We start from the raw sequence: 25,594 nt of genomic DNA, 5'->3' as shown, positions 1-25,594 counted from the left end.
CCAGAGGCAACGGCGGCGAGATGCCGACCCAGGACCTGCGCCTGGAAACCCTGGCCGGCGTGCTCAGCGGCGACATCACCGTGCAGATCCACTGCTACCGCGCCGATGAAATGGCGCTGATGATGGACCTGGCGAAAGAGTTCGACTTCCGGATCTCGGCTTTCCATCACGGCGTCGAGGCTTACAAGCTGGCCGACGAGCTGGCCGAACAGGGCATCTGCGGCGCGCTCTGGGCCGACTGGTGGGGCTTCAAGATGGAGGCCTACGACGGCATCCAGGAGAACATCGCCCTGGTCGACCGCCCGAAGAACAGCTGCGCCGTGGTGCACTCGGATTCGTCCGAAGGCATCCAGCGCCTGAACCAGGAAGCCGCCAAGGTAATGGTGCGGGGCGAACGCATCGGCCTGAACCTGCCGCCCGAACACGCCATCCGCTGGCTCACCACCAACGCCGCGCGCGCCATCGGCGTGGCCGACCAGACCGGCCTGCTGGCCGCCGGCAAGATGGCCGACGTGGTGGTGTGGAACGGCAACCCCTTCAGCGTTTACGCCAAGGCCGAGCACGTCTATGTGGACGGCGCCCTGCTCTACGATCGCGCCGACCCCGCAAGGCAGCCGATCACCGACTTCACCCTGGGCCAGGAGGTGTCGCCGTGAAGCGCCTGCTCGTTTCCCTTGTTCTCGCCGTCGCGCTGCCCGCGGCCGCCCAGGACCTGCTGATCCGCGACGCCACCGTGCATACGGTCGGCGCCCGCGGCACGCTCAAGAACCACGACGTGCTGGTACAGGGCGGCGTGATCCGCCAGATCGGGTCGGGCCTGGTCGCGCCGGCCGGCGTCACCGTGGTCGAGGCCAAGGGCCGGCCGCTGACGCCGGGCCTGTTTGGTGGCCTCACCGGCCTGGGCATCGAAGAAGTGTCGGGCGAAGCCTCGACGGTGGACAACGGCCTGGCGCTTTCGGCGTCCGCCAATGCCCATGAACACACCTGGCGGCCCGAGTTCGACGTGGACGTGGCCTTCAATCCGCGCTCGGTTGCGATTGCCGTCAACCGCGTCGAGGGCATCACCTTCACCGTGCTCTCGCCCAGCAGCAACGCCGGCGGCAGCTTCGTCGCCGGCCAGGGCAGTGCCGTGGTGCTGGACGGCCGCTTCGACGCCGCCCTGCCCAACAGCCGCAGCCTGTTCGTCAACATCGGCGGCGGCGCGTCGCAGCTCTCGGGCGGCAGCCGCGCCGGCCAATGGATGCTGCTCGAGCAGGCGATCGCCGAAGCCCGCACGGGTTCCGAAGTTGGCGGTTTGCTTACCCGCGCCGGCCGAAGCTCGCTGGCGCGCTACCTGGCCGGTGGCCGGGTGGTGTTCCAGGTGGACCGCGCCGCCGACATCCGCCAGGTCCTGGCCTTCGCCAAGAAGCACGGCATCAAGCCGGTGATCGCCGGCGGCGCCGAGGCCTGGATGGTCGCGCCCGAGCTCAAGGCGGCAAACGTGCCGGTGCTGCTCGACGCGCTGGTCAACCTGCCGTCGAGCTTCGACGCCCTGGGTTCAACCCTGGACAACGCCGCACGCCTGCATCGCGCCGGCGTCAGCGTCGGCTTCTCGCAGTCCGGTGACGCTACCCACAACGCCCGCAAGGTGCGCCAGCTGGCCGGCGTCGCCGTCGCCAACGGCCTGCCCTGGGAAGCCGGCCTGGCCGGCCTGACCGCGGTGCCGGCGCAGGTGTTCGGCCTGTCGCCCCAGCGCGGCCGGATCGACGTCGGCCAGGTCGCCGACCTCGTGCTCTGGTCGGGTGATCCGCTGGAGGTGAATACGGTCGCCGAGCAGGTGTGGTTCGACGGCCGCGCCGCCAGCATGCGTTCGCGCCAGACCGAGCTGCGTGACCGTTATCTCAAGGCCCCGGGCCCGCTGCCGCGCGCCTACTCCGGCCGCTGATCGCAAGCGTTTCCCTACGCCCTCCCCGGGAGACCGGGGAGGGCGTAGTCTTTCTGGCGTCCGCCCGCGCAGCGCGCGGGGCCGGATCCACTCTCTGGGGAGACGCGTGATGCCTGAGGTCAATATCTGGGCGGTCCTGGCGGCCGCACTGTCGGGCTTCGTACTCGGCGGGCTGTGGTATTCCCCGTTGCTGTTCGGCAAGGCCTGGCAGCGCATGACCCGGCCCGCCGGGTCCAGGCCGGCGCTGCCGCGCGGCTAGTTCAGTTCGGCCCGAGGCTGCCTTCGGCGGCCACGACCATGTTGCGGCCCGAGTCCTTGGCCGTGTACATGGCCCGGTCGGCGCGATCGACCAAGGCGTCGAGCGGCTCGGCTTCACCCAGGTATTCGGCCACGCCGATGCTGACGGTGAGTTCCACCACTTCCTCGCCCACCACGCGGCATTGCTGCTGCACCGCCATGCGGATGCGTTCGCCAACGGCGATGGCGTTGACGCGACGCGCGCCGGGCAGCGCCACGGCAAACTCTTCGCCGCCCATGCGGCCCAGGACGTCGCCGCCGCGCAGCTCGGCCGCTACCGTGGCGGCCATCGCCTTGAGGCAGTCGTCGCCGACGTTGTGCCCCAGGCTGTCGTTGATCAGCTTGAACAGATCGATATCGAAGAACAGCACCGCCAAGGGGCGCGGGGGCTGCGATTCGCGCGCGTCCGATGCCAGTTGCTCGAGCCGGCCGCGCCAGGCGCCCCGGTTGAGCACGCCGGTGAGTGCATCGCGCTCAGAACTTTGCTGCACCCGATGGGCTTCGGCCCGGGCATGGTCGCGCTCTTCCAGCAGGCGGCGCATGCGGCCCAGCAGTTCGCGCACCAGCAGCAGCCCCCAGGCGACCACCGGCAGCGCCAGCGCCAGGCCCAGCAGCGGCCACCGCCCCGCGAGCCAGGCGCCAAGCACCAGCAGCAGCAGGCTGACGCTGGCGAAGGGCAGCCAGGCTGAGCGCGGCACCATGCGTTCGCTCAACACCCGCCAGGCCAAGGCCAGGGCGGCCGCCAGGGCCAGGGCAAAACCAAGTGCAAACCACAGCGCCGTCACCGGCCCCGGCGCGGGGGCGGCCCAGACCGGCGCAGCCGCCAGCAGCAGCGGCGTGGCCACGGGCAGGGCGACTCGAAGGCGGGTCCGGCGAAGCATGGGCCTACTTTCCAGCACCCGGCGCCACGAAACAAGCGATTGTTTCTCATGGATTTTACATATCGCCAAGCGGCTCACGCTTTCACTGACCCATGACCTTCGACCTAGGGTGGCAAGAAGCGTTTCGCCTAGCATCAAGGGGTCCCTTTCCCGGAGTTGCCCATGTCGTCCCGACCGCTCGCGCTTGCCGTCCTGATCAGTCTCAGCCTCGGCACTGCCGCCGCCCAAGCCGCGGAAGCGAAATGGGACGTCAATGCCGCGCACGCCAAGGGCAAGGTGGTGAGCTTCAGCACGGACGAAGGGACGTGGCTCGACCTCGACGTCAGCCCGGACGGGCGCCGCATCGTGTTCTCGATGCTCGGCGACATCTACACCCTGCCGGTGGCCGGTGGCCAGGCACAGCGCATCACCCGCGGCGCGGCCTGGGACATCCAGCCGCGGTTCTCGCCCGACGGCCGTGAGATCGCCTATACCTCCGACCGCGGCGGCGGCAACAACCTCTGGCGCATGCAGGCCGACGGCAGCGGCGCAGCCCAGGTCAGCAAGGAAGACTTCCGCCTGCTCAACAACCCGGCCTGGACGCCCGACGGTCAGTACCTGGTTGGCCGCAAGCACTTCACTTCGCAGCGCTCGCTGGGTGCCGGCGAACTTTGGATGTACCACCGCGACGGCGGCGCCGGGCTGCAGCTGACCCAGCGCAAGAACGACCAGCAGGACCAGGGCGAGCCGGCGATCTCGCCCGACGGGCGCTACATTTATTTCTCCGAAGACATGAGCCCCGGCGGCGGCTTTGAATACAACCGCAACGTGCACGGCATGATCTACGCCATCCGCCGCCTGGACCGCGAGACCGGCGAGATCGAGAACGTGGTGGCCAGCGCCGGTGGCGCGGTGCGTCCGCAGCCCTCGCCCGACGGCAAGACGCTGGCCTTCGTCAAGCGCGTGCGCGACAAGTCGGTGCTGCACCTGCTGGACCTGGCGTCGGGCGAAGTGCGCGCCGTCTGGGACGGCCTGTCGCATGACCAGCAGGAAGCCTGGGCGATCTTTGGTCCCTACCCCAACTTCGACTGGCTGCCGGACTCGAAGTCGGTGGTGATCTGGGGCCAGGGAAAATTCTGGAACGTCGACGTCGCCAGCGGTGAGGCAAAGAATATTCCGTTCACCGCCGAGGTCTCGCAGACGGTGTTGCCAGCGCTGCGTGCCGACCAGTCGGACGCCTTCGAGGGCGACAGCTTCTCGCCGCGCATGATCCGCGACGTGGCCACCAGCCCGGACGGCCGCACGATGGTCTTCCACGCGGTCGGCCAGCTGTGGACCAAGTCCCTGCCCGGCGGCGCGCCGCAGCGCCTGACCCAGGACGACGTCAATTTTGAATACCAGCCGGCCTTCAGTCCCGATGGCCGCAAGCTGCTCTACACGACCTGGTCGGACACCGCGATGGGCGCGATCCGCGAGCTCGACCTCGGCACCGGCCAGTCGCGCGCACTTACCAGCGAGCGGGGCTTCTACTACGGCCCGCGCTATTCGCATGACGGCAGCCGCATCGTCTATTCGCGCCAGGGCGGCAGCGGCCTCACCGGCAGCCTGTGGAGCGGCAGCCGTGGCGTCTACGTGATGCCTGCCGCCGGCGGCGACGCCGTGCAGGTGGCCAGGAACGGCGCCGACCCGCAGTTCTCGGCCGACGGCAAGCGCGTCTACTTCCTCACCGGCGGCGGCATGGAAAAGAAGCTGATGAGCGCAGGCCTCAACGGCGAACAGCCGCGCGAGGTGTTCAGCCTCAAGTACGTGGACCACGTCGCGATCAGCCCCGACGGTCGCTCGGTGGCGTTCACCGAGCTGTTCAATGGCTACGTGGCACCGCTGCCGATGACCGGCGGCGCGATCGAACTCAGCAAGGACACCAAGGCGATTCCGGTGACCGCCCTGGGCACCGACATGGGTAGCTACCTGCACTGGGGCGCCGACTCGAAGTCGCTGCACTGGATGGTGGGCGACCGCTATCACAGCCGCGCGCTGGGGGCGGCCAAGGCCGATTCCGGCGTCACCGTCGGCCTGAGCCTGCCCACCGACCGCCCGGCCGATACTTTCGCGCTGGTCGGCGGCCGCGTGGTGACCATGCGCAACGCCAACGAGACGCAGGAAGTGATCGAGGATGGCGTGGTCGTGGTCCGCGGCGCGCGCATCGTCGCGGTCGGCAAGCGCGGCGACGTCACCATCCCGGGCGGCGCCCGCGAGATCGACGTGGCCGGCAAGACGGTATTCCCGGGCATCATCGACGTGCACGCGCATGCCGCGCATTTCGGCCAGGGTGTGGTTCCGCAGCAAAACTGGGCGTATCACGCCAACCTCGCCTTCGGCATCACCACCATGCACGACCCCTCGGCCACCACCGAGTTCGTGTTCTCGCAGTCCGAGCTGGTCAAGGCCGGACGCATGGTTGGCCCGCGCGTGTTCTCGACCGGCACCATCCTTTATGGCGCCGACGGTGACTTCAAGGCGGTGGTGAACTCGATTGACGACGCCCGCGGCCACCTGCGCCGCATGCAGGCCAATGGCGCGTTCTCGGTCAAGTCCTACAACCAGCCCCGACGCGACCAGCGCCAGCAGATCAACCAGGCCGCACGCGAGCTGGGCATGCTGGTGGTCGAAGAAGGCGGTTCAACCTTCCACCACAACATGACCATGATCCTCGACGGCGTCACCGGCGTGGAGCACAACATTCCGATCGCGCCGCTGTACCGCGACGTGACCGAGCTGTGGCGCCACACCGAGGTCGGCAACACGCCGACCCTGGTGGTGAACTACGGTGGCCTCAACGCCGAACGCTATTGGTATGCCAAGGACAACGTCTGGGAAAACGAGCGCCTGCTGCGCTTCTTCCCGAAGAACTCGCTCAACGGCCAGACCATCCGCCGCGACACCGCGCCGGAATGGGACTACTACCACGTGGAAGTGGCCAAGGCGGCCAAGCAGCTGCGCGACAACGGCACCCCGATCCTGGTCGGCGGCCACGGCCAGCTGCAGGGCATGTCGCCGCACTGGGAGATCTGGTCGCTGGCACAGGGCGGCTTCTCGAACTGGGAGGCACTGCGCGCGGCGACCGCCGATGGCGCGGGCTATCTGGGCCTGGCGAAGGAAATCGGTTCGCTCGAGGTCGGCAAGCGCGCTGATCTCGTGGTGGTGGACGGCAACCCGCTCGAAGACATCCGCCATAGCGACGACACCGCGATGGTGATGGTCAACGGCCGCCTGTTCAACGCCGCCGACATGGCCGAGATCGGCGGTCAGGCGCGTCCGGCGCCGGTGTTCTTCTGGCAGCGCCAGGGCAATGGCGTGCAGATGGGCATCGAGTACGGCCCCACCGCGCCCTGCCACTGCCCGAAGTCGGGTACCGCGCACGCCCACTGACGCCGGGGTTCATGTCCGGGGCGTTATGCTCGATGCATCGCCCCGGACGGAGAAAACACGATGGCAAGCCGCTTTATGATCCGCCTCCCGGACCCCGCGCTGGCGCGCGGTGACGAGCCGACGCTGTCTTTCCACTCGGTAGGCGCCGATGGTTTTGCCGAGGAGCTGGAGGCCGCCCTGCGGACACCGGCACTCTTCGAACGCTGGAAGGCGATGCAGGACGAGCCCGACGAAGTGGACGCCGCCTTGGGCCTGGTCGATCCCGACGCGCGCGTTACCGGCGTGCAGCGCGACCTGAAGATCGAGCTCGAAGCCCGCACTTCACTCTCCCACGGGCTGCTCCGGCAGCGCATGCGGCTGCTGGCCGGCAGCCACTGGGAACTCGCGGACGTGCGCGCCGGCTGAAACTCAGCCGGTGTTCTGGACGCCGGCGGCGATGCCGTTGACCGTCGTCACCAGCGCATGGAACAGCGCGTCCTCGGGACGCCCCGCGGCGCGCCAGCGCGCCAGCAGGTCCACCTGCAGCAGGCTGATCGGATCCACGTAGGGATTGCGCAGACGGATGGACTGGCGCAGGCGGAAGTCATTGGCCAGCAGTTCGTCGTTGCCCTTGAGCGCCAGGATGGTGTCGTGGGTGCGCGCGAACTCGGCGGCGATGTCCGGGAAGAAGTCATCATGGGCGTCGCCAGCCAGGCGTGAATAACGCTCGAAGATGCCCAGGTCCGATTTGGCCAGCACCATTTCAACGTCATCGACCAGGGTGGCGAAGAAAGGCCAGTCGCGCGCCATTTCAGCCACGGCGTCGCGGCCATGCTTTTCCACTGCTTCGGCAAGCCCGGTTCCCACGCCCAGCCAGGCCGTCAGGCCACAGCGGTTCTGCGACCAGGCGAACACCCACGGGATTGCGCGCAGTGAGGCCACGCCGCCGGCCTGTCCGCGCTTGCTGGGGCGCGAGCCGATGCGCAGGCGCTCGATCACGTCAATGGGCGTTGCGGCGCGGAAGTAGTCCACGAACCCGGCACGCTCGTAGACCAGGCCGCGATAGTGGGCTCGCGCCGAGGCCGCGATCTCCGCGGCCATGGCGCGCCAGGCGGCCTCGCGCGGCTCGGCGGCGCGGGGCCGGAGGCTGGCGCGCAGCACGGCTCCGGTCATCTGCTCGAGATTGCGCAGGGCGATGGCGCGGATGCCGTACTTGCGATGGATCACCTCGCCCTGCTCGGTCAGGCGCAGGGTTCCGTCCACGGAGCCGCGCGGCGCGGCAATCACGGCGCGCTCGGTCTTGCCGCCACCGCGCGACAGCGAACCGCCGCGACCGTGGAAGAAGGCGATGCGCACGCCCGCCTCGGCGGCGAGCGCGGTCAGCTGCACCTGGGTCTGCTGCAGCGCCCAGCGCGAGGCCACCAGGCCACCGTCCTTGGCGCTGTCGGAATAGCCCAGCATCACCATCTGGCGATCGCCGCGCACGCGCAGGTGCTCGCGGTAGACCGGGTCGGCGAACAGCGAACGCAGGGTGTCGGCGGCGGCCTGCAGGTCGTCCACGGTCTCGAACAGCGGCGCCACGTCCAGCGGCACGGCGTCGGCCTCGTCCACGCAGCCTGCGATACGCGCCAGGGCGATCACCGCCAGGGCATCGGCGGCGCTGCGGCTCATGCTGATGATGTAGGGGCCGAAGGCGCGGGCGCCGTAGAGCGGCAGGGATTGGGCGACGGTGCGGAAGACGTCGAGGATGCGGTCGGAGACACCTGGAGCGTTCGGGCCTGAAGGCCCTCCTACCGGTGGCGGCTGTGGGAGGGCCTTCAGGCCCGAACCGCCGGCCACGATCAGCTCGCGCAAACGCGCCGCCCGGTCTTCCCACTCCCGCTCCGACCACGCCTCATCCCCCAGCAGGTCGGCCAGGGCCAGGTCGTGCTGGGTGGATTCCTGGCGCAGGTCCAGCGTGGCCAGATGGAAGCCGAACGCCTCGGCCCGACGTCGCAGCCGGCGCACGGCGAAAACGCCCGCGTGTTCGCCACCGTTCGCCGCAAGGCTGGCTTCCATCAGGCGGATATCGTCGAGGAAGCCGCTGGCGTCGCCATAGCCGTCACGCTTGTCCTGGGCGGTCGCGGCCAGGCGCGCCGATACCAGCGCCGCGAAGCGCCGGTAGGGCATGTCCGCATGGCGGGCCTTGATCTTGTCGGCCGCCTTCGGGAAACGCCGCGCGTAGTCATCGCTGCGCCGAATAAGTTCAGGCGCCACCTCCACGCGACCAGACGACTGACTGAGCAGGGCGCCCAGACGCGCCAGGTCACGGCGGTAATTGGCCAGCACCAGCGCGCGCTGGCCCGACAGCGTGGTTTCGATGGTGGCGGCGCCAACGTTCGGGTTGCCGTCCATGTCGCCGCCGACCCAGGAACCAAACCCGAGCAGGGGCGGCAGCACCGGCGCGTCCTCGCCGTAGACCGCTTCCAGCGCCTCGTCGAAGGCTTCGTGGAAGACCGGCAGCACGCGATACAGCACGTCGGACAGGTAGAACGCCACGTGCTCGAACTCGTCGGCGACGCTGGGCTTCTCGGGCGGCGTTTCGTCGGTCTGCCAGCTGGCGGTCAGGGCCAGGCGCATGCGCTCGATGTCGGCGCGACGCTCCTGCGGGGTGAGGTTGCGATCGATGTCTTCGATCAGGCAGCGCACGACCGTGCTTTCCTTCTCGAGCAGGGCGCGACGCACGGCTTCGGTCGGATGCGCGGTGAACACCGGCTCCACGCGCAAGCGGGCGACCAGGGCCGAGACCGTCGCCGCGTCCACGCCGGCGGCCTTGAGCTGGCGCAGGGAATCCTCGAGGCCACCCGGCTGCGGGGACTCGCCCAGGCGCTGGTAGTCGCGGCGGCGTCGGATGCGATGCACGCGCTCGGCGAGGTTCACGGCCTGGAAGTAGGCGGCGAACGCGCGAACCAGGAGTTCGGCCCGGTCCAGCGGCAGATCATGCAGGCGGTCGGAGAGCGCTTCGATCGGCGCCTCGGCTTCACGGCGACGAATCGCGGCCACGCGCAGGGCCTCGACCTCATCCAGGAAGTCCGGCGAGACCTGCTCGGCGAGAATCTCACCGACCAGGGCGCCCAGACGCTTCACGTCCTCGCGCAGCAGGGCGTCGGTAGGCGGCAGGTCGATGTCGCGCAGCGACTCAAGGGGGGCGGTGTCGGAGGAGGTCTGGGTCATTCCACCAGCGTAACGCCTCTCCGGGTCACTGTGCATCCACCGGCCGCGCTTTCATCCCTGCGACGCGCGGCGCTGGCTCAGAAGGGATTGACGGTGTAGCCCGCCTGCTGCAGCTGGGCATGCGCGGTCATCGCCGAGAGCGCCATGGTGACGCCAGGCAGCAGGTCTTCCGCGCTGATGTCGCGGTAGGCGGCGGTCTGGCCGCAGAGCTGAATGCTCACGCCGGCCTCGTGCAGCGCGGCGATCAGCGCGGCATTGGGATTGGCGCTGCCGAACTTGGCGTCGCGCGTGAGATCCATTGCGGCACCGCCGTGGACGACGATGGCGAGATTCAGATTCTCTTTCGGCACGCCGGCCGCCACGTGCATGTTGATGAAGCGCGCGGCGCTTTCCAGCTGACGGTTCAGGCTGCCGGGCTCGGCCGCGGTCGCCACGTCAAAGGCGACCTGGAACCGGGTGCTGGCTGCGATCGGGGCGGCCGAGGGCACCGCGGCGACGGCGCCAAATTCCTTGATGGCGGGACCGGCCGTGAAGTCCTTCGGCCCAGCCCAGACGCAGGGCGCCAGCAGCACCGACAGGAATACGCAGAACACAGGGCGTTGCTTCATCGCCTTTCTCCAAATAGTGATTTCAAGCTCCGCAGCATTTTTTGTACTTTTTCCCGCTGCCGCAAGGGCAAGGCTCGTTGCGCTCGGGGGTAACGGCGCGGCGCACGGGTTCACGCGGCGTCAGCGACTCGATGCGGTGAACGTGCAGGTCGTGCAGCATGTCGGGCAGGCCCGCGTGGATCTCCAGGCGCTCGCTGTAGGGCAGCGGCGTGGTGGCCCCACCCTCCTGTTCCGCCGGGTAGCTGCCCACGGCCAGCGCCTCGACATAGCCCTCGACCTCACCGATCCACTCGTCCTTCTCGATCCAGGCATCCCAGGCCTCGGAACGCAGGTCCATGCCGTCCAGGAAGCCCGCACCCCAGGCCGCGCCGATGTCGACGTCGGCGCCGTGATCGGCGTCGGGATCGTCGGGCAGCCACCAGAACAGCGCACCGTCCACGGTCATGTCATCGCTGTTGAAGCGAACCCGGCGCGCGGCGGTGTTCCAGGCCAGCATCAGCAGCGCGCGCGCGGCCGCCTCGTCGGCCTCGCCTTCCCAGCGCGGCGGCGTCTTGCCCCAGACCCGCGCGAACCATTCGTCCGGCGCGATGATCTCGCCCGGGCTGAGCACCAGCGCACTCAGGTAGCCGTCGAGCTGCTCGAGGCCGTAGCCACCGTGCGGCACGGCGCGCTGCTCGAGCAGATGGTCGAGTTCGTCGATGCGCGGGTCGTTGGCGCGGAACCAGTCGGCTTTAACGGTAGACATGTCAGTAGGCAAACTCTTTGAAGACCGGGTCCACGCTGCCCTTCCACGCCCCGTGGAACAGGGCCAGCTTGCGCTCGGCGGGGGTTTCGTTGGCGAAGGCGAACTCCAGCAGCGGCTCCAGGAAGACCGTTTCGTTGGCGCCGGTTGCGTTGAGGCGATTGCGACGCTTGAGGCCGTTGCCGGCGATCTTCAGCGCTTCCAGCGCCAGCTCGCGCACGGTCGCCCCGCGGAACGGCAGCTTCAGCGCGTGCTTGGGCACGCCGTCGCGCAGCGCATGCCGCTCCTGCATCGTGAAGTCCTTCACCAGGTCCCAGGCAGCGTCCAGCGATTCCTGGTCGTACAGCAGGCCGACCCAGAACGCCGGCAGCGCGCACAGCCTATTCCATGGGCCGCCGTCGGCGCCGCGCATTTCCAGGTATTTCTTCAGCCGCACTTCGGGGAAGGACGTGGTCATGTGGTCGGCCCAGTCCTTCATGGTCGGCAGCTGGCCCGGCAGCGCCGCCAGTTCGCCGCGCATGAACTTGCGGAAGTCCTGGCCGCTGAGGTCAATGTATTCCTCATCGCGATAGCTGAAGTACATCGGCACCTGCAGCAGGTAGTCCACGTAGCGCTCGAAGCCGAAGCCGTCCTCGAACACGAAGTCGAGCATGCCGGTGCGGTCGGGATCGGTGTCGGTCCAGATGTGCGAGCGGTACGACAGGTAGCCGTTCGGCTTGCCTTCGGTGAAGGGCGAATCGGCGAACAGCGCCGTGGCGATCGGCTGCAGCGCCAGCGACACCCGGAACTTCTTCACCATGTCGGCTTCGCTGCCGAAGTCCAGGTTCACCTGCACCGTGCAGGTGCGCGTCATCATGTCCAGGCCCAGGTTGCCGCGCTTGGGCATGTAGTCGCGCATGATCTTGTAGCGGCCCTTGGGCATCCACGGCATTTCGTCGCGGCGCCACTTGGGCTGGAAGCCCATGCCCAGGAAGCCCAGGCCCAGCTCCTCGCTGACGGTCTTCACTTCGCGCAGGTGCAGGTTGGTCTCGCGACAGGTCTGGTGGATGTCGGTGAGCATGGCGCCCGACAGCTCAAGCTGGCCGGCGGGTTCGAGGGTCACCGAGGCGCCGTCCTTGGTCAGGGCGATCAGCTTGCCCTTTTCCTCGTAAGGCACCCAGCCAAAGCGGGTCAGCCCGCGCAGCATCGCCTCGATGCCCTGGGGGCCGTCCCAGGTCGGCGGGCGCAGGTCGTCGAGCCGGAAGCCGAACTTCTCGTGCTCGGTGCCGATGGTCCATTCGGACGCGGGGCGCGAACCCGAGGCCAGGTACTCGACCAGTTGGTCGCGACCGGTGATGGGGCTTTCATTGTCGTTGCTGGGTCCGGACACGGGCTGCGCCTTGCTGGGTTTGAAGCGATGTGCGGGCACTGGCCTACAATCGCAAGGATGGCGATCTTATCCCGCAACCCGTGAAAGCCGGCGTTCTGTCGGTGCTGTTGCTGTGTTGCGGCCCGGCCCTGGGGCAGGCGCTGGAGCGCGGCAATGGCCCGGAACCCTCGACCCTGGACGCCCACCGCTGCCCGGAGGTGGCCTGCGCCAACGTGCTGCGGGACCTGTACGAGGGTCTGGTGGCCGAGGACAGCGCGGGGCGTCTGATCCCGGGTATGGCGGAATCATGGGAGGTTTCGGCCAATGGCCGCAGCTGGACCTTCCACCTGCGGCCGGGCCTGCGCTGGTCCAACGGGCAGGTCCTGGATGCGCCCCAGGTGGTGGCCAGCTTCCGCCGGGCCTTTGCGCCGCTGACGGCAGCGCCGTTCGCGGGGCACTTCGACGCCATCGAGAACGCCGCCCAAGTGCAGCGCGGCGAACTGGCGCCCGCCCGACTGGGCGTGGCCGCGCCGGACTCCGGAACGGTGGTTTTCACCCTTAAACGCAGCGCCGACCTGCCGCGCCTGCTCACCCTGCCCACGGCCTACCCGGTCTATCTGCCGGCGATCGCCGAGCACGGCGCCCAGCACACGCGGCCAGGCAAGCTGGTGGTGAACGGTGCCTACCAACTGGCCGACTGGCTGCCGCAGGCCATGATCACCCTGGAACGAAACCCGCGCTTCCGCGAAGCCGCGCCGATCGAGCGCGTGCGCTTCCACGTCACCGAGGACGCCAGCAGCGAGCTCAAGCGTTTCGAGGCCGGCGGCCTGCACATCACCGAAACGGTGCCCCCGCAGCCGCTGCCGCAGCTGCGCCAGCGCTTCGGCGACCAGCTGCGCATCAGTCCCTACCTGGGCGCGTTCTGGCTGGGCTTCAATCTTGAGCAGCCGCCGTTCGAAGGCAATGTGGCGCTACGCGAGGCGCTGTCGCTGGCGATAGACCGCGACATCCTGACGCGCCACGTCACCGCCCTGGGCGAGACGCCGGCGTTCGGGCTGGTGCCGCCGGGCGTGGCCGACTACACGCCGGCTTCGCTGGGCTGGGGGCGGGCGACGCAAACGCAGCGCGAGGCGCTGGCGCGGCGGCGCTATGCCGAGGCCGGCTACGGGCCTGAGCGCCCGCTGGAAGTGGAGCTGCGCTACAACACCTCCACGCCGCACCGGCGCCTGTCGCTGGCGGTGGCCGCGATGTGGCGCGAGGTGCTGGGCGCAAAGGTGCGGCTGCGCAACGAGGAGTGGAAGGTGTTTGTCGGCAATCGCCGGCAGAAGGTGATCACGCAGGTGTTCCGCGGTGGCTGGATCGCCGACGTGGACGATGCGCGCAACTTCCTGGACGGTTTCCGCGCCGACAGTCCGGCCAACTGGACCGGTTACGACGACGCCCATTTCACCGCTCTGCTCGACGCCGCCGATCTGGCGCCGACGCTGGCCGAGCGCGCTGCGCTGCTGCGTCAGGCGGAAACGCAGCTGTTGTCGGCGCACGCCTTGGTGCCGGTCTACTTCTATACGTCCAAGCACTTGGTGCGCACCGAGGTGCAGGGCTTCGAAGCCAATGCGCTGGATCGCCACCCCACTCGCTTCCTGCGGATCGGCTCTGCGGCGGAGTAGTTTCGGCGTAGTTTTTTTCGGATATTCATCGCAGCGCCGGCGTTGCACGAGGTAGCTGTGTCGCAGCGCAGCCCAAAGGCTGGTGGCCGTCCGGCACGTTGGGGCCTCGAACGTCGGACTGGCCCGCACACTCGCGCTTGCGCCGGCCTGACCTAAAAGTGTCCGAAGGGACGCGCCGCGCTAGGCCGCACACGGCACCAGCGCAGGCAACGAGTCAACCAAGCCGGATCCGCAGAAAAATGCCGCGGGAGAGAACGTGCTGCCACAGGCGCAAGCAAAGCGCGGACATCTCACCGTCTCGCCGATCAGCAAACCATGGCTCCACGACCCGGCGGCGCCGTGGAAGTGAGGGTCACTTCCTGCGAAATAAAAGGCTTCACTGAGTAGGAAGTGACCCTCGCTTCCGCGGTGACGACGGCGCCAGATGCCACGCTGGCAATGTCAGCGATGGACCAAGGCCCACTCCATCGCCGCGGAGAAAAAACCAGGCTCAGGGCAGCGGTTCGCCAGGCTGCCAGTGGGAGGCTGCGAGGGCGTCGAGCAGGGCTTGCACTTCGGCCTTGGCGTCGAGCGCGTGGATGGGCAGCACCAGTACGTCGCCGGGCTGTGCCCAGGCGAGCAGTTCGCGGACGGCGCCGAGTTCGGGCAGGCAGATGCGCAGTTGATCGTCGCGCAGTCCGCGGCGGCGGAGTTCGGCGCCGATCACTTCGGCCACTTCGCCAGTTTCGCGACCGCGGATGAAGCCGTCGATGTCCTTGAGGACGACGAAGTCGGGCTTGGCATCGGCGGCTACCCCGGCCAGCGCCCGGATGTCGTCGTTGCCGCGGTTGCCTGCCTGGCCCAGCACCAGGCCCAGGCGCTTGGGTCCGCCGGAGCGCGCCACGCGCAGCAGGCCGCGCATGCCCTCGGGGTTGTGCGCGTAGTCGAGCAGCAGGCGCAGGCCGCCGAAGTTCCAGCGCTGCAGGCGGCCGGGGTTGTCGCCAGGCTCGCTGCCGAAACGCGCCAGCACGCCGGCGATGGTTTCTGGCGGCACGCCCAGGGCCTGGGCCAGCAGGCTGGCGGCGGCGGCGTTGCCGATGTTGTATTCGGCCAGGCCGCCTTCCGTGAGCGGCATGGTGTCGATGTCGGCGATGTCTACGCCCTGTTCGCCGCTGGAAAGATGCAGCATGCCGCCGTGAACGCCGCAGGTAGCGCCGCCGACGGCGCGGTGCGCGCGCAGTCGCGGATGGTCGTGGTCGCGGGCGAACCAGGCGAAGCGGCAGTGCAAGGATTCACCGCGAGCGGCGAGCCGCGCGTCGTCGGCGTTGAGTACGAGCACGCCTTCGGCGTCGAGGGCGCGCGCGACCGTGAGCTTGGCTTCCACCAGCGCGTCGAGGTCGAAGATGCCGTACTCGCCGAAATGATCGTCGCTGACGTTCGTGACGGCGGCGACGTCCACGCGCGGCAGCACCAGGCCGCGCCGCAGCATGCCGCCGCGGGCAGTTTCCAGCACCGCGGCCTGCACCCGCGTGTCGCGCAGGACGGCGCGGGCGCCGCCCGGGCCGGAGAAGTCACCGCTGGCGATCTGCTCGCCGGCCACGAACACGCCGTCGGTGCAGCTGTGGCCGCTGCGCAGGCCGTGCGCGCGCAGCATCGCCGCCACCAGGCGCGTAGTTGTCGTCTTGCCGTTGGTGCCGGTGACCATGACGGTGGGGATGGCGTGCCGCGCCGACCAGTCCACGTCGGCGATGTCCGGCAGCGCGTCGATGGGCCAGGTCTGGCCACCCTCGCCCAGCCCCAGCGTCAAGGCATCGTCATCAGCCAACACTGGCACGCCGCGTGCAATGGCCTGCGCCTCGAGCGCGCGCAGCCGAGGATTCGCTTCATCGGCCACCATCGCCGCCAGGGTGTGCTGGGCGGACGCTTCGTCCCAGGCGGCGGGATGACCCGGCGCATGCAGCACGAACGCGCGCCGCTGCGACAGCCAGGCCCATTCGTTGATTTCGGTGGCGACGTAAAGCCCGTCCGACGGTGCGGTGAAGGCCAGCGCCGCGCCGCCCGGATGCGGTCGCATCATGACCGTCCCGGCCGGCCAGCCCAGCGCGGTCGTCATGCGCTGCACGCGCTCGTGCCAACCGGCCCAGTCGGCCGACGAGTCGGCGCCTTCGCCCTGCGTCTCCAGCACCGCCCCGGTGCCGGCGAAATACAGATTGGGCCCGGTCAGGCGCCGCGAGTCGTCGAACGGCAGGGCGTGCAAGGTGCTCAGTCGTTTTCCTCGCGCGGCAGGTGTACGCCGCGCTCGTCCCGCACCACGCCTTCGAAATCGCTCAGCGCGGGCTCTTCCCGCAGGGGCTCGGGAATCGGCGCGCGCGGCGCCGGCGTCGGCACCGCCGCGGCGAGTACACCGTCCGGGCGGAACTTGGTGACCTGCTTCCAGGACCGCACCAGCGCGTCGGCAAAGATGAGCAGCAGGTCACCCGGCTGACCCATGCGCAGCGCGGCATCAATGGCTTTTTGTTCGTCAGGAATAATGGAAATGGCTTCGGCGGGAATGCCCTTGGCCATCAGCGCCTTGGCCTGGATGCGCGGCACTTCGTCGCCATCACGGCCGCGCAGGGCGTCATCGCGCCGGCAGATGTAGTGGTCGAAGCGGCCGGCCACGGCGTCGGCGATCGCCACCAGGTCTTCGTCGCGGCGGTCGCCCGGACCCGCCAGCACCACGATGCGCCGGCCGGTGATGTCCAGCCGCTGCGCCAGGTCCGCCATCACGCCGACGGCGTGGGCGTTGTGGCCGTAGTCGAACAGCACCTTGAACGGATGCTCGTTGAACACGTTCATGCGCCCGGGCGCCTGGAAGAAGGTGGTGTCGAAGGTGCGCAGCCCGTGGCGGATGGCGTCGAGCTTGATGCCGAGCGAGAACGCCATCGAGGCGGCAACCATGGCGTTCTGCACGTTGTGCAGGGCCCGACCTTCGAGGGTCGCCGGAATCAGGTGCGTCCACAGCAGCGGGATGTGGCTGCCCTTGTCATACAGCGTGATCATCTGGCCGTTGACGCCGGCTTCGAGCGCGCAGGCACGGCCGCCGGCGCGGATGTGTTCGCGCACCAGGCCATGCTGCGGATTCATGGTGACGTAGCAGATCACCTTGGCCTCGGTGTAGCCGGACATCTTGAGCACGTGCGGGTCGTCGGCGTTGAGCACGGCGCAGTCGGTCGCGACCTCGACCACGATGCGCTTGAGCTCGGCCAGCTGGTCCAGGGTGTCGATGCCTTTGAGGCCGAGGTGATCGGACTGGACGTTCAGGACCGCGCCGACGTTGACGTGGCGCACGCCCATGCCGGCACGGAGCAGGCCGCCGCGCGCCGTTTCCAGCACCGCGATGTCAATTTGGGGATCCGCCAGCACCATGCGCGCCGACACCGGGCCGGTCATGTCGCCTTCCACCGTGCGCTGGCCGTCGATGTAGACGCCGTCGGTGGTGGTCAGACCGGGCGTGTAGCCGGCCATCTTGGTGATGTGGGCGAGCATGCGCGCGGTGGTGGTCTTGCCGTTGGTGCCGGTGACCGCCGCGATCGGCACGCTGGCGGGGGCGCCGGACGGGAACAGCATGTCGATGACCGGGCCGGCGACGTCGCGCGGCGTGCCTTCGCTGGGCGCCACGTGCATGCGGAAACCGGGCGCGGCATTGCACTCGCAGATGCCGCCGCCGATGGCCTTGTAACTTTCGGCGATGTTGGTGGTGATGAAGTCCACGCCGCCCACGTCCAGGCCGATGGCGCGGATGGCGCGCATGGCCATGTCGCGGTTGTCGGGATGGATGATGTCGGTGACGTCGGTGGCGGTGCCGCCGGTGGAAAGATTGGCGGTGGAACGCAGGTACAGGACGCGGCCCGACGCGATCACGGTGCCGGCGTCGACGTTCTCGCGGGCCATCATCATCTCGGCCTGGGCGTCGAGCTCGATGCGCGTGAGCACTTTTTCATGGCCGACGCCACGGCGCGGGTCCTGGTTCACCTTGTCCACGAGCTCGGCCACGGTGTGGCTGCCGTCGCCCACCACATGCCCCGGCGTGCGGCGGGTGGCGGCGACCAGCTCGCCATTGACCACCAGCAGGCGGTGGTCGTCGCCTTCCATGAAGGTCTCGACGATGACCGAACGCGATATTTCCTTGGCTTTGTTGAAGCCCGCCACCACTTCTTCGTCGGTACGCAGGCAGATGGAAATGCCGCGCCCGTGGTTGCCGTTGTAGGGCTTGGTGACCACCGGGTAGCCGATCTTGCGCGCGGCGCGAATGGCCGCCGATTCGTTCTGCACCAGCTCCTGGCGCGGCACCGGCAGACCGAGCGAGCCCAGGATCTTGTTGGTCTCCTCTTTGTCGCCGGCCAGCTCCACCGCGATGTGCGGCGTGCGCCCGGTGACGGTCGCCTGGATGCGCTGCTGGTACTTGCCATGGCCCAGCTGCACCAGCGACTGCCCGTTCAAGCGCAGCCAGGGAATGCCGCGCTCTTCGGCGGCGCGTACCAGCGACATGGTGGACGGACCCAAGGCGCGGCGCTGGGCGTAGCGGATGAACTCATCGCGGGCTACATCCCACTGCCAGTCCTCGGGTACGCTGCCGGCCGTTCGCAGCTCGGGCGGCAACAGCGACGACAGCAGCCGCATCGCGAGCTCACCGGCGGCGACGCCCTCTTCCTTCTGCACGTGCTCGTAAACGACGGTATAGACGCCAGGCTTGTCGGTGCTGCGGGTCTTGCCGAAGGTGACGTCTTCACCCGCGACGTTCTGCAGCTCGATCGCGACGTGTTCGAGCACGTGGCCCAGCCACGTGCCCTCGCCTTCGGTCATGCGCCGGACGAATCCGCCCGGTTCGCGATAGGAACAGCCGTGCTGGGCCAGGCCCGGCAGCGCCGCCACCAGGGCGTCCACGAAGGCCGGGCCGAGCTTGCCGGTCGGCCAGTCTTCCAGCACCCCCAGGTCCAGCTCCAGCCGGATGACCGGGAAATGCGCATACAGCGACGGGCCCACGTAGATCGAACGGTCGAGGATGCGCATGGTCGGTTCCTATTTCTTGCTGACGGAAAGCGCGCCGGCCGAAGCGCGGCGCGTATGCAGGTTGAAGGTGGCCCCGGCGGTCAGCACGTGCACGGCGAGTCCCAGCACGCACACCGGCTCGCCTTCGGCCACCTGGTCCATGGACGAGAACTGCAGGCCGTGCGCGTCAACGACGGTCACGCCACCGCTGCCCAGCACCTCCACTTCGTTGTCGGGGCCGATGAAGGCGGCGGTGTCTTCGTCCAGGCCGATGCCGATGGCGAACGGATTGAAAGCCAGGGCCGTCGTCAGGCGACCCAGCCGGTCGCGCTGCCGGAAATGCTGGTCAATGATGAAACGATTGGTCAGGCCCAGGCCCGGCGCCAGGCGGACGCTGCCGGCGCGGGGTGAGCCACCCTCTTCACCGAAGGCGATCATGTGTTCACTCAGCACCGCCGCGCCGGCGCTGGTGCCGGCCACGTGTACGCCGCCCGCGTTCAGGCTGCGGATCAGGCGCGACACCGGCGTACCGCCGAGCAGCGTGGTGATGCGCAGCTGGTTGCCGCCGGTGAAGAAGATGCCGTTGGCCTGTTCGAGTCGCGCCAGACGGTGAGGCTCCTCGGCATCGCGCCGGGTGTCGAAGTCCATCGACTCCACCTCGCCTGCGCCCAGCTCCTGGAACAGCGAGACATAGCGCGGCCCGGTCTCGCGCAGCTTGCTGGCGCTTGGGATCACGACGATGTTGGCCTCGGCGCCGCCGCAAAGCGCGACGAAGCGGCGCAGGATCTCGGGGCGGTCTTCCTTCTCCTCGGCGCCACCAATCGGGATGATCCATCCGCGCTGGGCGCCGTCGGGGGTTTTGCTGGGCATCGGTCTAGCGTCCTTGCTTTGAGTTGTTTGACGGGCTGGCGCCCTCGAAGGTGCCGCTGAGCACCTGCACCGCATCGCGTACATGCCAGGCGCCCCGCGCCATCACGTCGCGAACCCGGTGCTGGGCATCTAGCACGACCAGATCGGCATCGGCGCCGACGCAGAGCCGCCCCTTGCGCGGCAGCCGCAGCAGCCGGGCAACATTGGCGGTGAACGCGGGAAGCACGCGCTCCAGCGGCAGCCCGCGCGCGAGCAGCTGGGCCAGGGTGGCGCCCAGCGCCGCGGGGGCGCCGATGTCCATGCCGCAGACCTGCCCTTCGTGGTCGAAGCAGGCCAGGCAGCCGCCGGCGTCGGAGCTGACAGTGACGTTGCCACTGGGCATGCCGCTGGCGAGATAGTGCCCCAGCGCGTCGGCCGCGCTCCAGGCATCTTCGCCCTCGGCGACGGGGAACGCGGTGATGTCGATAGTGCAGCCACGTTCGGCCAGCGCCAGCGCTTCTTCGAACAGCGCCTTGCGGCGGTTCACATGCGTGGGATTGAAAACGCGCGCGGGCAGCTCGCTGGTGTCCAGCGCCTGCCGCACCAGCTCGAGTCCGCGCACGCCGTCGCCCAGGTGCAGGTGGACGATGCCGGCCTTGCCGGTCATCAGGCCGCCGACGTGCGCTTCGGACGCCAGCTTCAGGAGTTCGTCCAGCGTGGGCTGGCTGGAGCGATGGTCGCTCAGCGCCACTTCGCCCACGCCGATGATGCAGTCGATGAAAGCGATGTCGCCGCGCACGCTGCCGGTGATCGTGGCCGGCGGCAGGTGGTAGCCGCCGCAGTGCGCCCAGGCGCTCAGGCCCTCTTCGCGCAGGCCCATGACGCCGGCGACCAGCTCGCGGGTGGAGCGCGCCAGGTCATCGGTGCCCAGCACGCCGATCACGGTGGTGACGCCACCCGAGGTGTAGCGCGACAGCGGCAGCGCGGGCACGCGCGATGCAAACCCACTTTCGCCACCGCCGCCGGTGACGTGCACGTGGCCATCGATCAGGCCGGGAATCAGGCGCTGGCCCTGCAGATCAATGATCTCGAGCGGAAGCGCGGCGGGCGCCGCGTCCTCCATGCCGCCAATCCACAGAATGCGACCGCCGCCGATCAACAGCTGGCGCCGCCCCAATGGCTCGGGAGCGTAAACCTCGGCGTCCCGGATCAGGACCAGTGGTGCATCGTTGGGGTGGGGCATCTTCGCGAATGTACCAGTTGGCCCCGGGGCTGGGCCGAACAGCGTGACAGCCCCGGGTGCGTGGGGCAAAGTCGCGCCATGTCCGCCTCCCCTTTCCGACGGGCCCTGGCCCGCTCCCTCGAGGCGTTGCTGACGCTGTGGCTGCTGGCGACCCTGTGCTTCGTGCTGCTGCGCGCGGCGCCGGGCGGCCCCTTCGACACCGAGAAAACCGCACCGCCCGAGGTCGAGGCGGCGCTGGCGGCGCAGTACCGCCTGGACCAGCCGCTGCTGTCCCAGTACGGCCACTGGCTGGGCGACGTACTGCAGGGCGACCTCGGGCCTTCGTTCCAATACCCCGACTACACGGTGAACCAGCTGATCGCCGCCGGCCTGCCCATCACCTTGGTGAACGGCGGGCTGGCGCTGGGGCTGGCGCTGGCGATCGGCCTGCCGCTGGGCGTGTGGTCGGCGCTGCGGGCCGGTCGCTGGATCGATCGGGTGCTGATGTTCGGCGCCGGCCTGGGCCTGGCGGTGCCCAAGTTCGTCGCGGCGCCGCTGCTGATCCTGCTGTTCGCGGTGACCCTGCAGTGGCTGCCCGCCGGCGGCTGGGACGGCGGCTGGCGCAGCGCGGTGCTGCCGGTCATCGCGCTGGCGCTGCCCAATCTTGCCTACTGCGCGCGACTCACCCGCGCCGCCATGCTTGAAGTGCTGGGCGCCGATTACCTGCGCGCCGCCCGCGGCCGCGGCCTGTCGGAAACGCGGCTGCTGTTCGTGCACGCCCTGCGCCCCGGCCTGCTGCCGGTCGTGGCCTGGCTGAGCCCCGCGCTGATCAACGTCGTCAGCGGCTCGGCGGTGGTCGAACAGGTGTTCGGCATCCCGGGCATCGGCCGCTACTTCGTGCAGGGCGCGCTCAACCGCGACTACACCCTGGTGCTCGGTGTCGTACTGGTGGTCGGGGCGGCGATCGTGCTGATCAATACCGCAGTGGATGCCTTGCGCGGCCGGCTGGATCCGCGCCTGCGCGATGCCGAGAACTGATCGCGCGCGCGCCGACCGCGCCGGTCAGAGCTCGAGCCAGCGCGCCACGACGGCGCGCGCTTCGTCCACGCCGATCCTGGACTCGCCCGAGAACACCTGCACCGAAGCGCGTTCGCCCAGCTCCTTGCGGACCTTGAGCAGGATGTTGCCCTGCTCGCCGCGGCCCAGCTTGTCGGCCTTGGTCAGCAGGCAGTGCGCCGGCAGCTCGCGCTCGACGGCGTAGTCGAGCATCTGCAGGTCGTACTCGCGCAGCGGGTGGCGGATATCCATCACCACCACCAGGCCAGCCAGCGACTGGCGGGTGTGGAAGTAGACGTTGATGAACTCCTTCCAGCGCTCGCGCATTTCCTCGGGCACCTTGGCGTAGCCGTAGCCCGGCAGGTCGACCAGATGCTTCTTGGGCGCGACCTCGAAGTAGTTCAGCGCCTGGGTGCGGCCCGGGGTCTTGGACACCCGGGCCAGGCCATGCTGGTTGGTCAGGGCGTTGAGCGAGGTCGATTTGCCCGCGTTGGAGCGGCCGGCGAAGGCCACCTCGCGGCAGTCGTCCGGCGGCAGCTGCTTCAGGGCGTGGGCGGAAAAGGTGTATTTGGCGCGGGCCAGGGGGTTTGCCATCGTGTCGGCCGGGGCTGGAAAGGCCTCTAGCTTGGCCTGCCCGGGCCGGCCTGACCAGCGCCAGGACGGTCCCGGACCGGTTTGATTGACCCCTTGCGGCGCTGACTGGGATAATCCGCGCCTTCCCGCGCCTAGATCGCGTTGAATCCCTTCCACTCGAATCCCAGCGTTTCGGAGCAGTCCATGAAGTTCTCGCGCATCCTCGGTGTCGCCGCCCTCCTGGCCGCCGGCTCGACCCTGGCCCAGGAAGCCGCCACGGTGACGCCGGCCCCCGAGCCCGCACCGGCGCCGATCGCCACCCTTGAGGCCGACAACACGCCGGCCACCTGGGGCGACGCCCAGGCCGGCGCCGGCAAGGCCGCCGCCTGCGCGGCCTGCCACGGCCTCGACGGCAATTCAGCCGACCCGCAGTACCCGAAGCTGGCCGGCCAGCACGAGCGCTACATCGCCCGCCAGCTCTCGCTGTACAAGACCGGCGAACGCCAGAACGCGATCATGCTCGGCTTCTCGGCCGCCCTCAGCGCGCAGGACATGCGCGACATCGGCGCCTACTTCGCCACCCAGACCGGCCTGCCGGGCGTCGCCGACGACTCCGTCATCGCCTCGGGTCCGAACCAGGACATGAAGTTCTACGAAGTCGGCGAGCGCCTCTATCGCTACGGCAATGTCGACCAGGGTGTACCGGCCTGCCAGGCCTGCCACGGCCCCGCGGGCGCCGGCAACCCGGGCGCCGCCTGGCCCCGCCTCGCCGGCCAGCACGCGGGCTACACCGCCACCGCCCTCACCGCGTTCCGCGACGGCATGGTGTGGGGCCGGGACGGCAACGCCAATGCGCTGATGGCGGGCGTGGCCGGCAACCTCAGCGACGAAGAGATCCAGGCCCTGGCGACCTATATCGAAGGCCTGCACAACGCGGCCGACGCGCCCGCGGCCGAGGCCGCCCCGCCGCAGGGCTGAGCCCCTGCGCCGAGCGGCCTTCACGCCGCCCGAGTGAACCTTTGCCATCCCGACGTAGTCTGGATGGCTGACCCCTTAAGGAGCACGACCCGATGAAGCACCTGCTGTCCCTGATGCTCGTCCTCGCCCTCGCGGCTTGCAGCCCGACGCCGGCAGCCCCGGCCGCCTCGGCTGAGCCGGCCGCCCCGGCGGTCGCGTCCGCCGTCGAGCCGGCGGCGCCGGAGCCCACCGAGGTCGTGCCCCCGACCGAAGCCGCGCCCGCTGCCGACGCGGATGCGCCTGCGGTAGATGCCGCGCCCGCCGCTGAGCCGGCGCAGGACGCCGCCGCCACCGTCGCCCCGGCGCCGGCCATGCCGGATCCGGCCAAGGCGCCGCGCGAAGGGACCGACTACGTGGTGCTCGCCGAGCCGCAGCCGACCTACCTTTCCGGAACGGGTATCGAAGTGGCCGAGGTGTTCGCCTATACCTGCATCCACTGCGCCAACCTCCAGCCCACCCTCGACCTGTGGAAGCCGACCCTGGCGGACGACGTGCGCTTCATCTACGTCCCGGCGGCGTTCGGTGGCCCTGGCGACAACTTCGCCCGCGGTTTCTTCGCGGCCGAGACCATGGGCCTCTTGGACAAGACCCACAACGAGACCTTCCAGGCCTTCTTCGTGGACCGCAAGTTCAAGACCGCCGAGCCCGAGGAAGTCGCCGACCACTACGCCAGCCTCGGCGCCGACCGCGACACCTTCCTGTCGACCATGCAGAGCTTCGCCGTGACCGCCAAGCTCAATCGCGCCCGCCAGTTCGCGCTGCGTACCGGCGTGCAGGCCACGCCGACCATCATCGTGGCCGGCAAGTACAGCGCCTCGATGACCGGCGATCGCGGCCCGGCAGGCCTGGTCGAGACCGTCGACTGGCTGGTGGCGCGCGAGCGTGCGGAAGCCGCCCAGCGCTGAGTTTCCAGCCACGCGTCATGTTCACCCACGGGGCCGCATCGCGGCCCCGTTCAGTTTCAGCCTTGTGGTGGCGGGCGCGGGGCCGCACCATTCCTCCATGGTCGCCAAGCCCACCCCCCTCGCCACGTCGTCGCCACTTCGCCTGCTCAGCGCCAACATCCAGGCGGGCTCGAGCACGCGCGCCTATCGCGAATACGTCACGCGCAGCTGGTCGCACGTGCTGCCCAACGGCAAGCGACTGAATATGGACAGCCTGGCCCAGCTCGCCCAGCCTTTCGATTTGGTCGGCCTGCAGGAAAGCGACCCGGGCAGCCTGCGCTCCGGCTTCACCAACCAGGCCGACTACCTGGCAGAGCGCGGCGGGTTCCCGTTCTGGAGCCACCAGCCCAACCGTCGCATCTCGCGCATCGCCGGCAGCGGCAACGCCTTGCTCAGCCGCGTGGAGCCGACCGAGCTGCTGGACTACGCGCTGCCTGGCCGCATCGCAGGCCGCGGCGTGCTGTTGGCCCGCTTCGGCAAGGGCGACACGGCCTGGGACCTCGCGGTGACTCATCTTTCGCTCGGCGCCAAGTCGCGCCAGCTTCAGCTGGGTTTCCTGGCCGAGCTGCTGTCAGAGTCGCCGCGACTGGTGCTGATGGGCGACTTCAACTGCGATTTCGACGCGCCTGAAATGCGCGCGCTATACCGCGAAACAAAACTCGAGCCCCCCAGCGACCGGGTCTGCACCTTCCCAAGCTGGGCGCCGCAGCGCTGCCTCGACCACGTGCTGGTCGGCGGCCTGAAGATCAACAGCTACGAGGCCGTGCCGGCCGCCGGCTCCGACCACATGGCGGTCGCCGTCGAGCTCGAGGTTCCGGTCGAAAAGCCGCGCAAGAAGTCGTAAGCGTTCTCGCGT

Annotated in this window: 20 protein-coding genes; 10 read left to right on the top strand and 10 right to left on the bottom strand. The window is 69.2% G+C overall.

The window, feature by feature from the left end; translation table 11 throughout:
* The first annotated feature begins 20 nt into the window (after positions 1 to 20).
* The 3 genes from ACYVGY_RS00805 (at position 21) to ACYVGY_RS00795 (ending at position 2,183) form a co-directional block, all read left to right on the top strand.
* On the top strand, positions 21 to 656 hold the full coding sequence (locus ACYVGY_RS00805) for an amidohydrolase family protein (protein WP_460456236.1): 636 nt from the start codon (positions 21 to 23) through the stop codon (positions 654 to 656).
* Complete coding sequence (locus tag ACYVGY_RS00800; protein WP_460455591.1) at positions 653 to 1,924, top strand: amidohydrolase family protein; 1,272 nt, start codon at positions 653 to 655, stop codon at positions 1,922 to 1,924. Before ACYVGY_RS00805 ends, ACYVGY_RS00800 begins: the two co-directional genes overlap by 4 nt.
* 109 nt (positions 1,925 to 2,033) lie before the next feature.
* Positions 2,034 to 2,183 (top strand): DUF1761 domain-containing protein, encoded by a 150-nt coding sequence (locus tag ACYVGY_RS00795; protein WP_460455590.1) that lies wholly within the window; start codon positions 2,034 to 2,036, stop codon positions 2,181 to 2,183.
* 1 nt (position 2,184) lies between these two features.
* On the opposite strand, the gene ACYVGY_RS00790 is transcribed toward ACYVGY_RS00795, so the two are convergent.
* Positions 2,185 to 3,102: a GGDEF domain-containing protein gene (locus tag ACYVGY_RS00790; protein WP_460455589.1), complete on the bottom strand. Its 918-nt coding sequence runs from the start codon at positions 3,100 to 3,102 to the stop codon at positions 2,185 to 2,187.
* Between the two features lie 162 nt (positions 3,103 to 3,264).
* Between ACYVGY_RS00790 and ACYVGY_RS00785 the strand changes: the two genes are divergently transcribed.
* Together ACYVGY_RS00785 and ACYVGY_RS00780 are read left to right on the top strand one after the other, a co-directional pair.
* Complete coding sequence (locus ACYVGY_RS00785) at positions 3,265 to 6,510, top strand: amidohydrolase family protein (protein WP_460455588.1); 3,246 nt, start codon at positions 3,265 to 3,267, stop codon at positions 6,508 to 6,510.
* Positions 6,511 to 6,570: 60 nt separating this feature from the next.
* Positions 6,571 to 6,915, top strand: a complete 345-nt coding sequence (locus ACYVGY_RS00780; protein ID WP_460455587.1) for a hypothetical protein — start codon at positions 6,571 to 6,573, stop codon at positions 6,913 to 6,915.
* 3 nt (positions 6,916 to 6,918) lie between these two features.
* Here ACYVGY_RS00780 and ppc read toward each other — a convergent pair whose 3' ends face one another.
* From ppc to ACYVGY_RS00760, 4 genes are all read right to left on the bottom strand, one after another.
* The gene (gene ppc, locus ACYVGY_RS00775) at positions 6,919 to 9,702 is read right to left on the bottom strand and encodes a phosphoenolpyruvate carboxylase (RefSeq protein ID WP_460455586.1); all 2,784 of its coding nucleotides are present in this window, start codon (positions 9,700 to 9,702) and stop codon (positions 6,919 to 6,921) included.
* Between the two features lie 77 nt (positions 9,703 to 9,779).
* A complete protein-coding gene (locus ACYVGY_RS00770; protein ID WP_460455585.1) occupies positions 9,780 to 10,310 on the bottom strand; it encodes a DsrE family protein in 531 nt (176 codons plus the stop codon).
* 22 nt (positions 10,311 to 10,332) lie between these two features.
* A complete protein-coding gene (locus tag ACYVGY_RS00765; protein ID WP_460455584.1) occupies positions 10,333 to 11,055 on the bottom strand; it encodes a UPF0149 family protein in 723 nt (240 codons plus the stop codon).
* A 1-nt stretch (position 11,056) separates the two neighbouring features.
* On the bottom strand, positions 11,057 to 12,421 hold the full coding sequence (locus tag ACYVGY_RS00760) for a glutamate--cysteine ligase (protein ID WP_460455583.1): 1,365 nt from the start codon (positions 12,419 to 12,421) through the stop codon (positions 11,057 to 11,059).
* 80 nt (positions 12,422 to 12,501) lie between these two features.
* Here ACYVGY_RS00760 and ACYVGY_RS00755 point away from each other — a divergent pair, with 80 nt between their 5' ends.
* A complete protein-coding gene (locus ACYVGY_RS00755) occupies positions 12,502 to 14,067 on the top strand; it encodes a peptide ABC transporter substrate-binding protein (RefSeq protein WP_460455582.1) in 1,566 nt (521 codons plus the stop codon).
* A gap of 490 nt (positions 14,068 to 14,557) precedes the next feature.
* Here ACYVGY_RS00755 and ACYVGY_RS00750 read toward each other — a convergent pair whose 3' ends face one another.
* From ACYVGY_RS00750 to iadA, 4 genes are read right to left on the bottom strand one after another with little or no spacing between them, the layout of a single operon-like run.
* Entirely contained in the window at positions 14,558 to 16,303 is a 1,746-nt protein-coding gene (locus ACYVGY_RS00750) for a Mur ligase family protein (protein ID WP_460455581.1), read from the bottom strand.
* Positions 16,304 to 16,308: 5 nt separating this feature from the next.
* Positions 16,309 to 19,098, bottom strand: coding sequence for a cyanophycin synthetase (cphA, locus tag ACYVGY_RS00745; RefSeq protein WP_460455580.1), 2,790 nt, complete (start codon positions 19,096 to 19,098; stop codon positions 16,309 to 16,311).
* 9 nt (positions 19,099 to 19,107) lie between these two features.
* Entirely contained in the window at positions 19,108 to 19,947 is an 840-nt protein-coding gene (locus ACYVGY_RS00740; protein WP_460455579.1) for a cyanophycinase, read from the bottom strand.
* A 4-nt stretch (positions 19,948 to 19,951) separates the two neighbouring features.
* Entirely contained in the window at positions 19,952 to 21,169 is a 1,218-nt protein-coding gene (gene iadA, locus ACYVGY_RS00735; protein ID WP_460455578.1) for a beta-aspartyl-peptidase, read from the bottom strand.
* 78 nt (positions 21,170 to 21,247) lie between these two features.
* Here iadA and ACYVGY_RS00730 point away from each other — a divergent pair, with 78 nt between their 5' ends.
* On the top strand, positions 21,248 to 22,186 hold the full coding sequence (locus ACYVGY_RS00730; protein ID WP_460455577.1) for an ABC transporter permease: 939 nt from the start codon (positions 21,248 to 21,250) through the stop codon (positions 22,184 to 22,186).
* A 24-nt stretch (positions 22,187 to 22,210) separates the two neighbouring features.
* Here ACYVGY_RS00730 and yihA read toward each other — a convergent pair whose 3' ends face one another.
* Complete coding sequence (gene yihA, locus ACYVGY_RS00725; RefSeq protein WP_460455576.1) at positions 22,211 to 22,798, bottom strand: ribosome biogenesis GTP-binding protein YihA/YsxC; 588 nt, start codon at positions 22,796 to 22,798, stop codon at positions 22,211 to 22,213.
* A 183-nt stretch (positions 22,799 to 22,981) separates the two neighbouring features.
* Between yihA and ACYVGY_RS00720 the strand changes: the two genes are divergently transcribed.
* From ACYVGY_RS00720 to ACYVGY_RS00710, 3 genes are all read left to right on the top strand, one after another.
* Complete coding sequence (locus ACYVGY_RS00720; protein WP_460455575.1) at positions 22,982 to 23,755, top strand: c-type cytochrome; 774 nt, start codon at positions 22,982 to 22,984, stop codon at positions 23,753 to 23,755.
* 92 nt (positions 23,756 to 23,847) lie between these two features.
* Positions 23,848 to 24,699 (top strand): thiol:disulfide interchange protein DsbA/DsbL, encoded by an 852-nt coding sequence (locus ACYVGY_RS00715; protein WP_460455574.1) that lies wholly within the window; start codon positions 23,848 to 23,850, stop codon positions 24,697 to 24,699.
* Between the two features lie 97 nt (positions 24,700 to 24,796).
* Positions 24,797 to 25,582: an endonuclease/exonuclease/phosphatase family protein gene (locus ACYVGY_RS00710; protein ID WP_460455573.1), complete on the top strand. Its 786-nt coding sequence runs from the start codon at positions 24,797 to 24,799 to the stop codon at positions 25,580 to 25,582.
* Positions 25,583 to 25,594: the final 12 nt, after the last annotated feature.

The sequence above is a fragment of the Arenimonas alkanexedens genome, from assembly GCF_054781355.1.
This window is presented reverse-complemented; position numbering and strand designations above follow the sequence as displayed.

Bases quoted from the DNA above. Each gene is read 5' to 3' on its own strand.
- yihA (WP_460455576.1), bottom strand. From the start codon at position 22,798: ATGGCAAACCCCCTGGCCCGCGCCAAATACACCTTTTCCGCCCACGCC.
- cphA (WP_460455580.1), bottom strand. From the start codon at position 19,098: ATGCGCATCCTCGACCGTTCGATCTACGTGGGCCCGTCGCTGTATGCG.
- ACYVGY_RS00795 (WP_460455590.1), top strand. From the start codon at position 2,034: ATGCCTGAGGTCAATATCTGGGCGGTCCTGGCGGCCGCACTGTCGGGC.
- ACYVGY_RS00715 (WP_460455574.1), top strand. From the start codon at position 23,848: ATGAAGCACCTGCTGTCCCTGATGCTCGTCCTCGCCCTCGCGGCTTGC.
- ACYVGY_RS00780 (WP_460455587.1), top strand. From the start codon at position 6,571: ATGGCAAGCCGCTTTATGATCCGCCTCCCGGACCCCGCGCTGGCGCGC.
- ACYVGY_RS00765 (WP_460455584.1), bottom strand. From the start codon at position 11,055: ATGTCTACCGTTAAAGCCGACTGGTTCCGCGCCAACGACCCGCGCATC.
- ppc (WP_460455586.1), bottom strand. From the start codon at position 9,702: ATGACCCAGACCTCCTCCGACACCGCCCCCCTTGAGTCGCTGCGCGAC.
- ACYVGY_RS00720 (WP_460455575.1), top strand. From the start codon at position 22,982: ATGAAGTTCTCGCGCATCCTCGGTGTCGCCGCCCTCCTGGCCGCCGGC.
- ACYVGY_RS00805 (WP_460456236.1), top strand. From the start codon at position 21: ATGCCGACCCAGGACCTGCGCCTGGAAACCCTGGCCGGCGTGCTCAGC.
- ACYVGY_RS00770 (WP_460455585.1), bottom strand. From the start codon at position 10,310: ATGAAGCAACGCCCTGTGTTCTGCGTATTCCTGTCGGTGCTGCTGGCG.
- ACYVGY_RS00790 (WP_460455589.1), bottom strand. From the start codon at position 3,102: ATGCTTCGCCGGACCCGCCTTCGAGTCGCCCTGCCCGTGGCCACGCCG.
- ACYVGY_RS00740 (WP_460455579.1), bottom strand. From the start codon at position 19,947: ATGCCCAGCAAAACCCCCGACGGCGCCCAGCGCGGATGGATCATCCCG.
- iadA (WP_460455578.1), bottom strand. From the start codon at position 21,169: ATGCCCCACCCCAACGATGCACCACTGGTCCTGATCCGGGACGCCGAG.
- ACYVGY_RS00730 (WP_460455577.1), top strand. From the start codon at position 21,248: ATGTCCGCCTCCCCTTTCCGACGGGCCCTGGCCCGCTCCCTCGAGGCG.
- ACYVGY_RS00785 (WP_460455588.1), top strand. From the start codon at position 3,265: ATGTCGTCCCGACCGCTCGCGCTTGCCGTCCTGATCAGTCTCAGCCTC.
- ACYVGY_RS00710 (WP_460455573.1), top strand. From the start codon at position 24,797: ATGGTCGCCAAGCCCACCCCCCTCGCCACGTCGTCGCCACTTCGCCTG.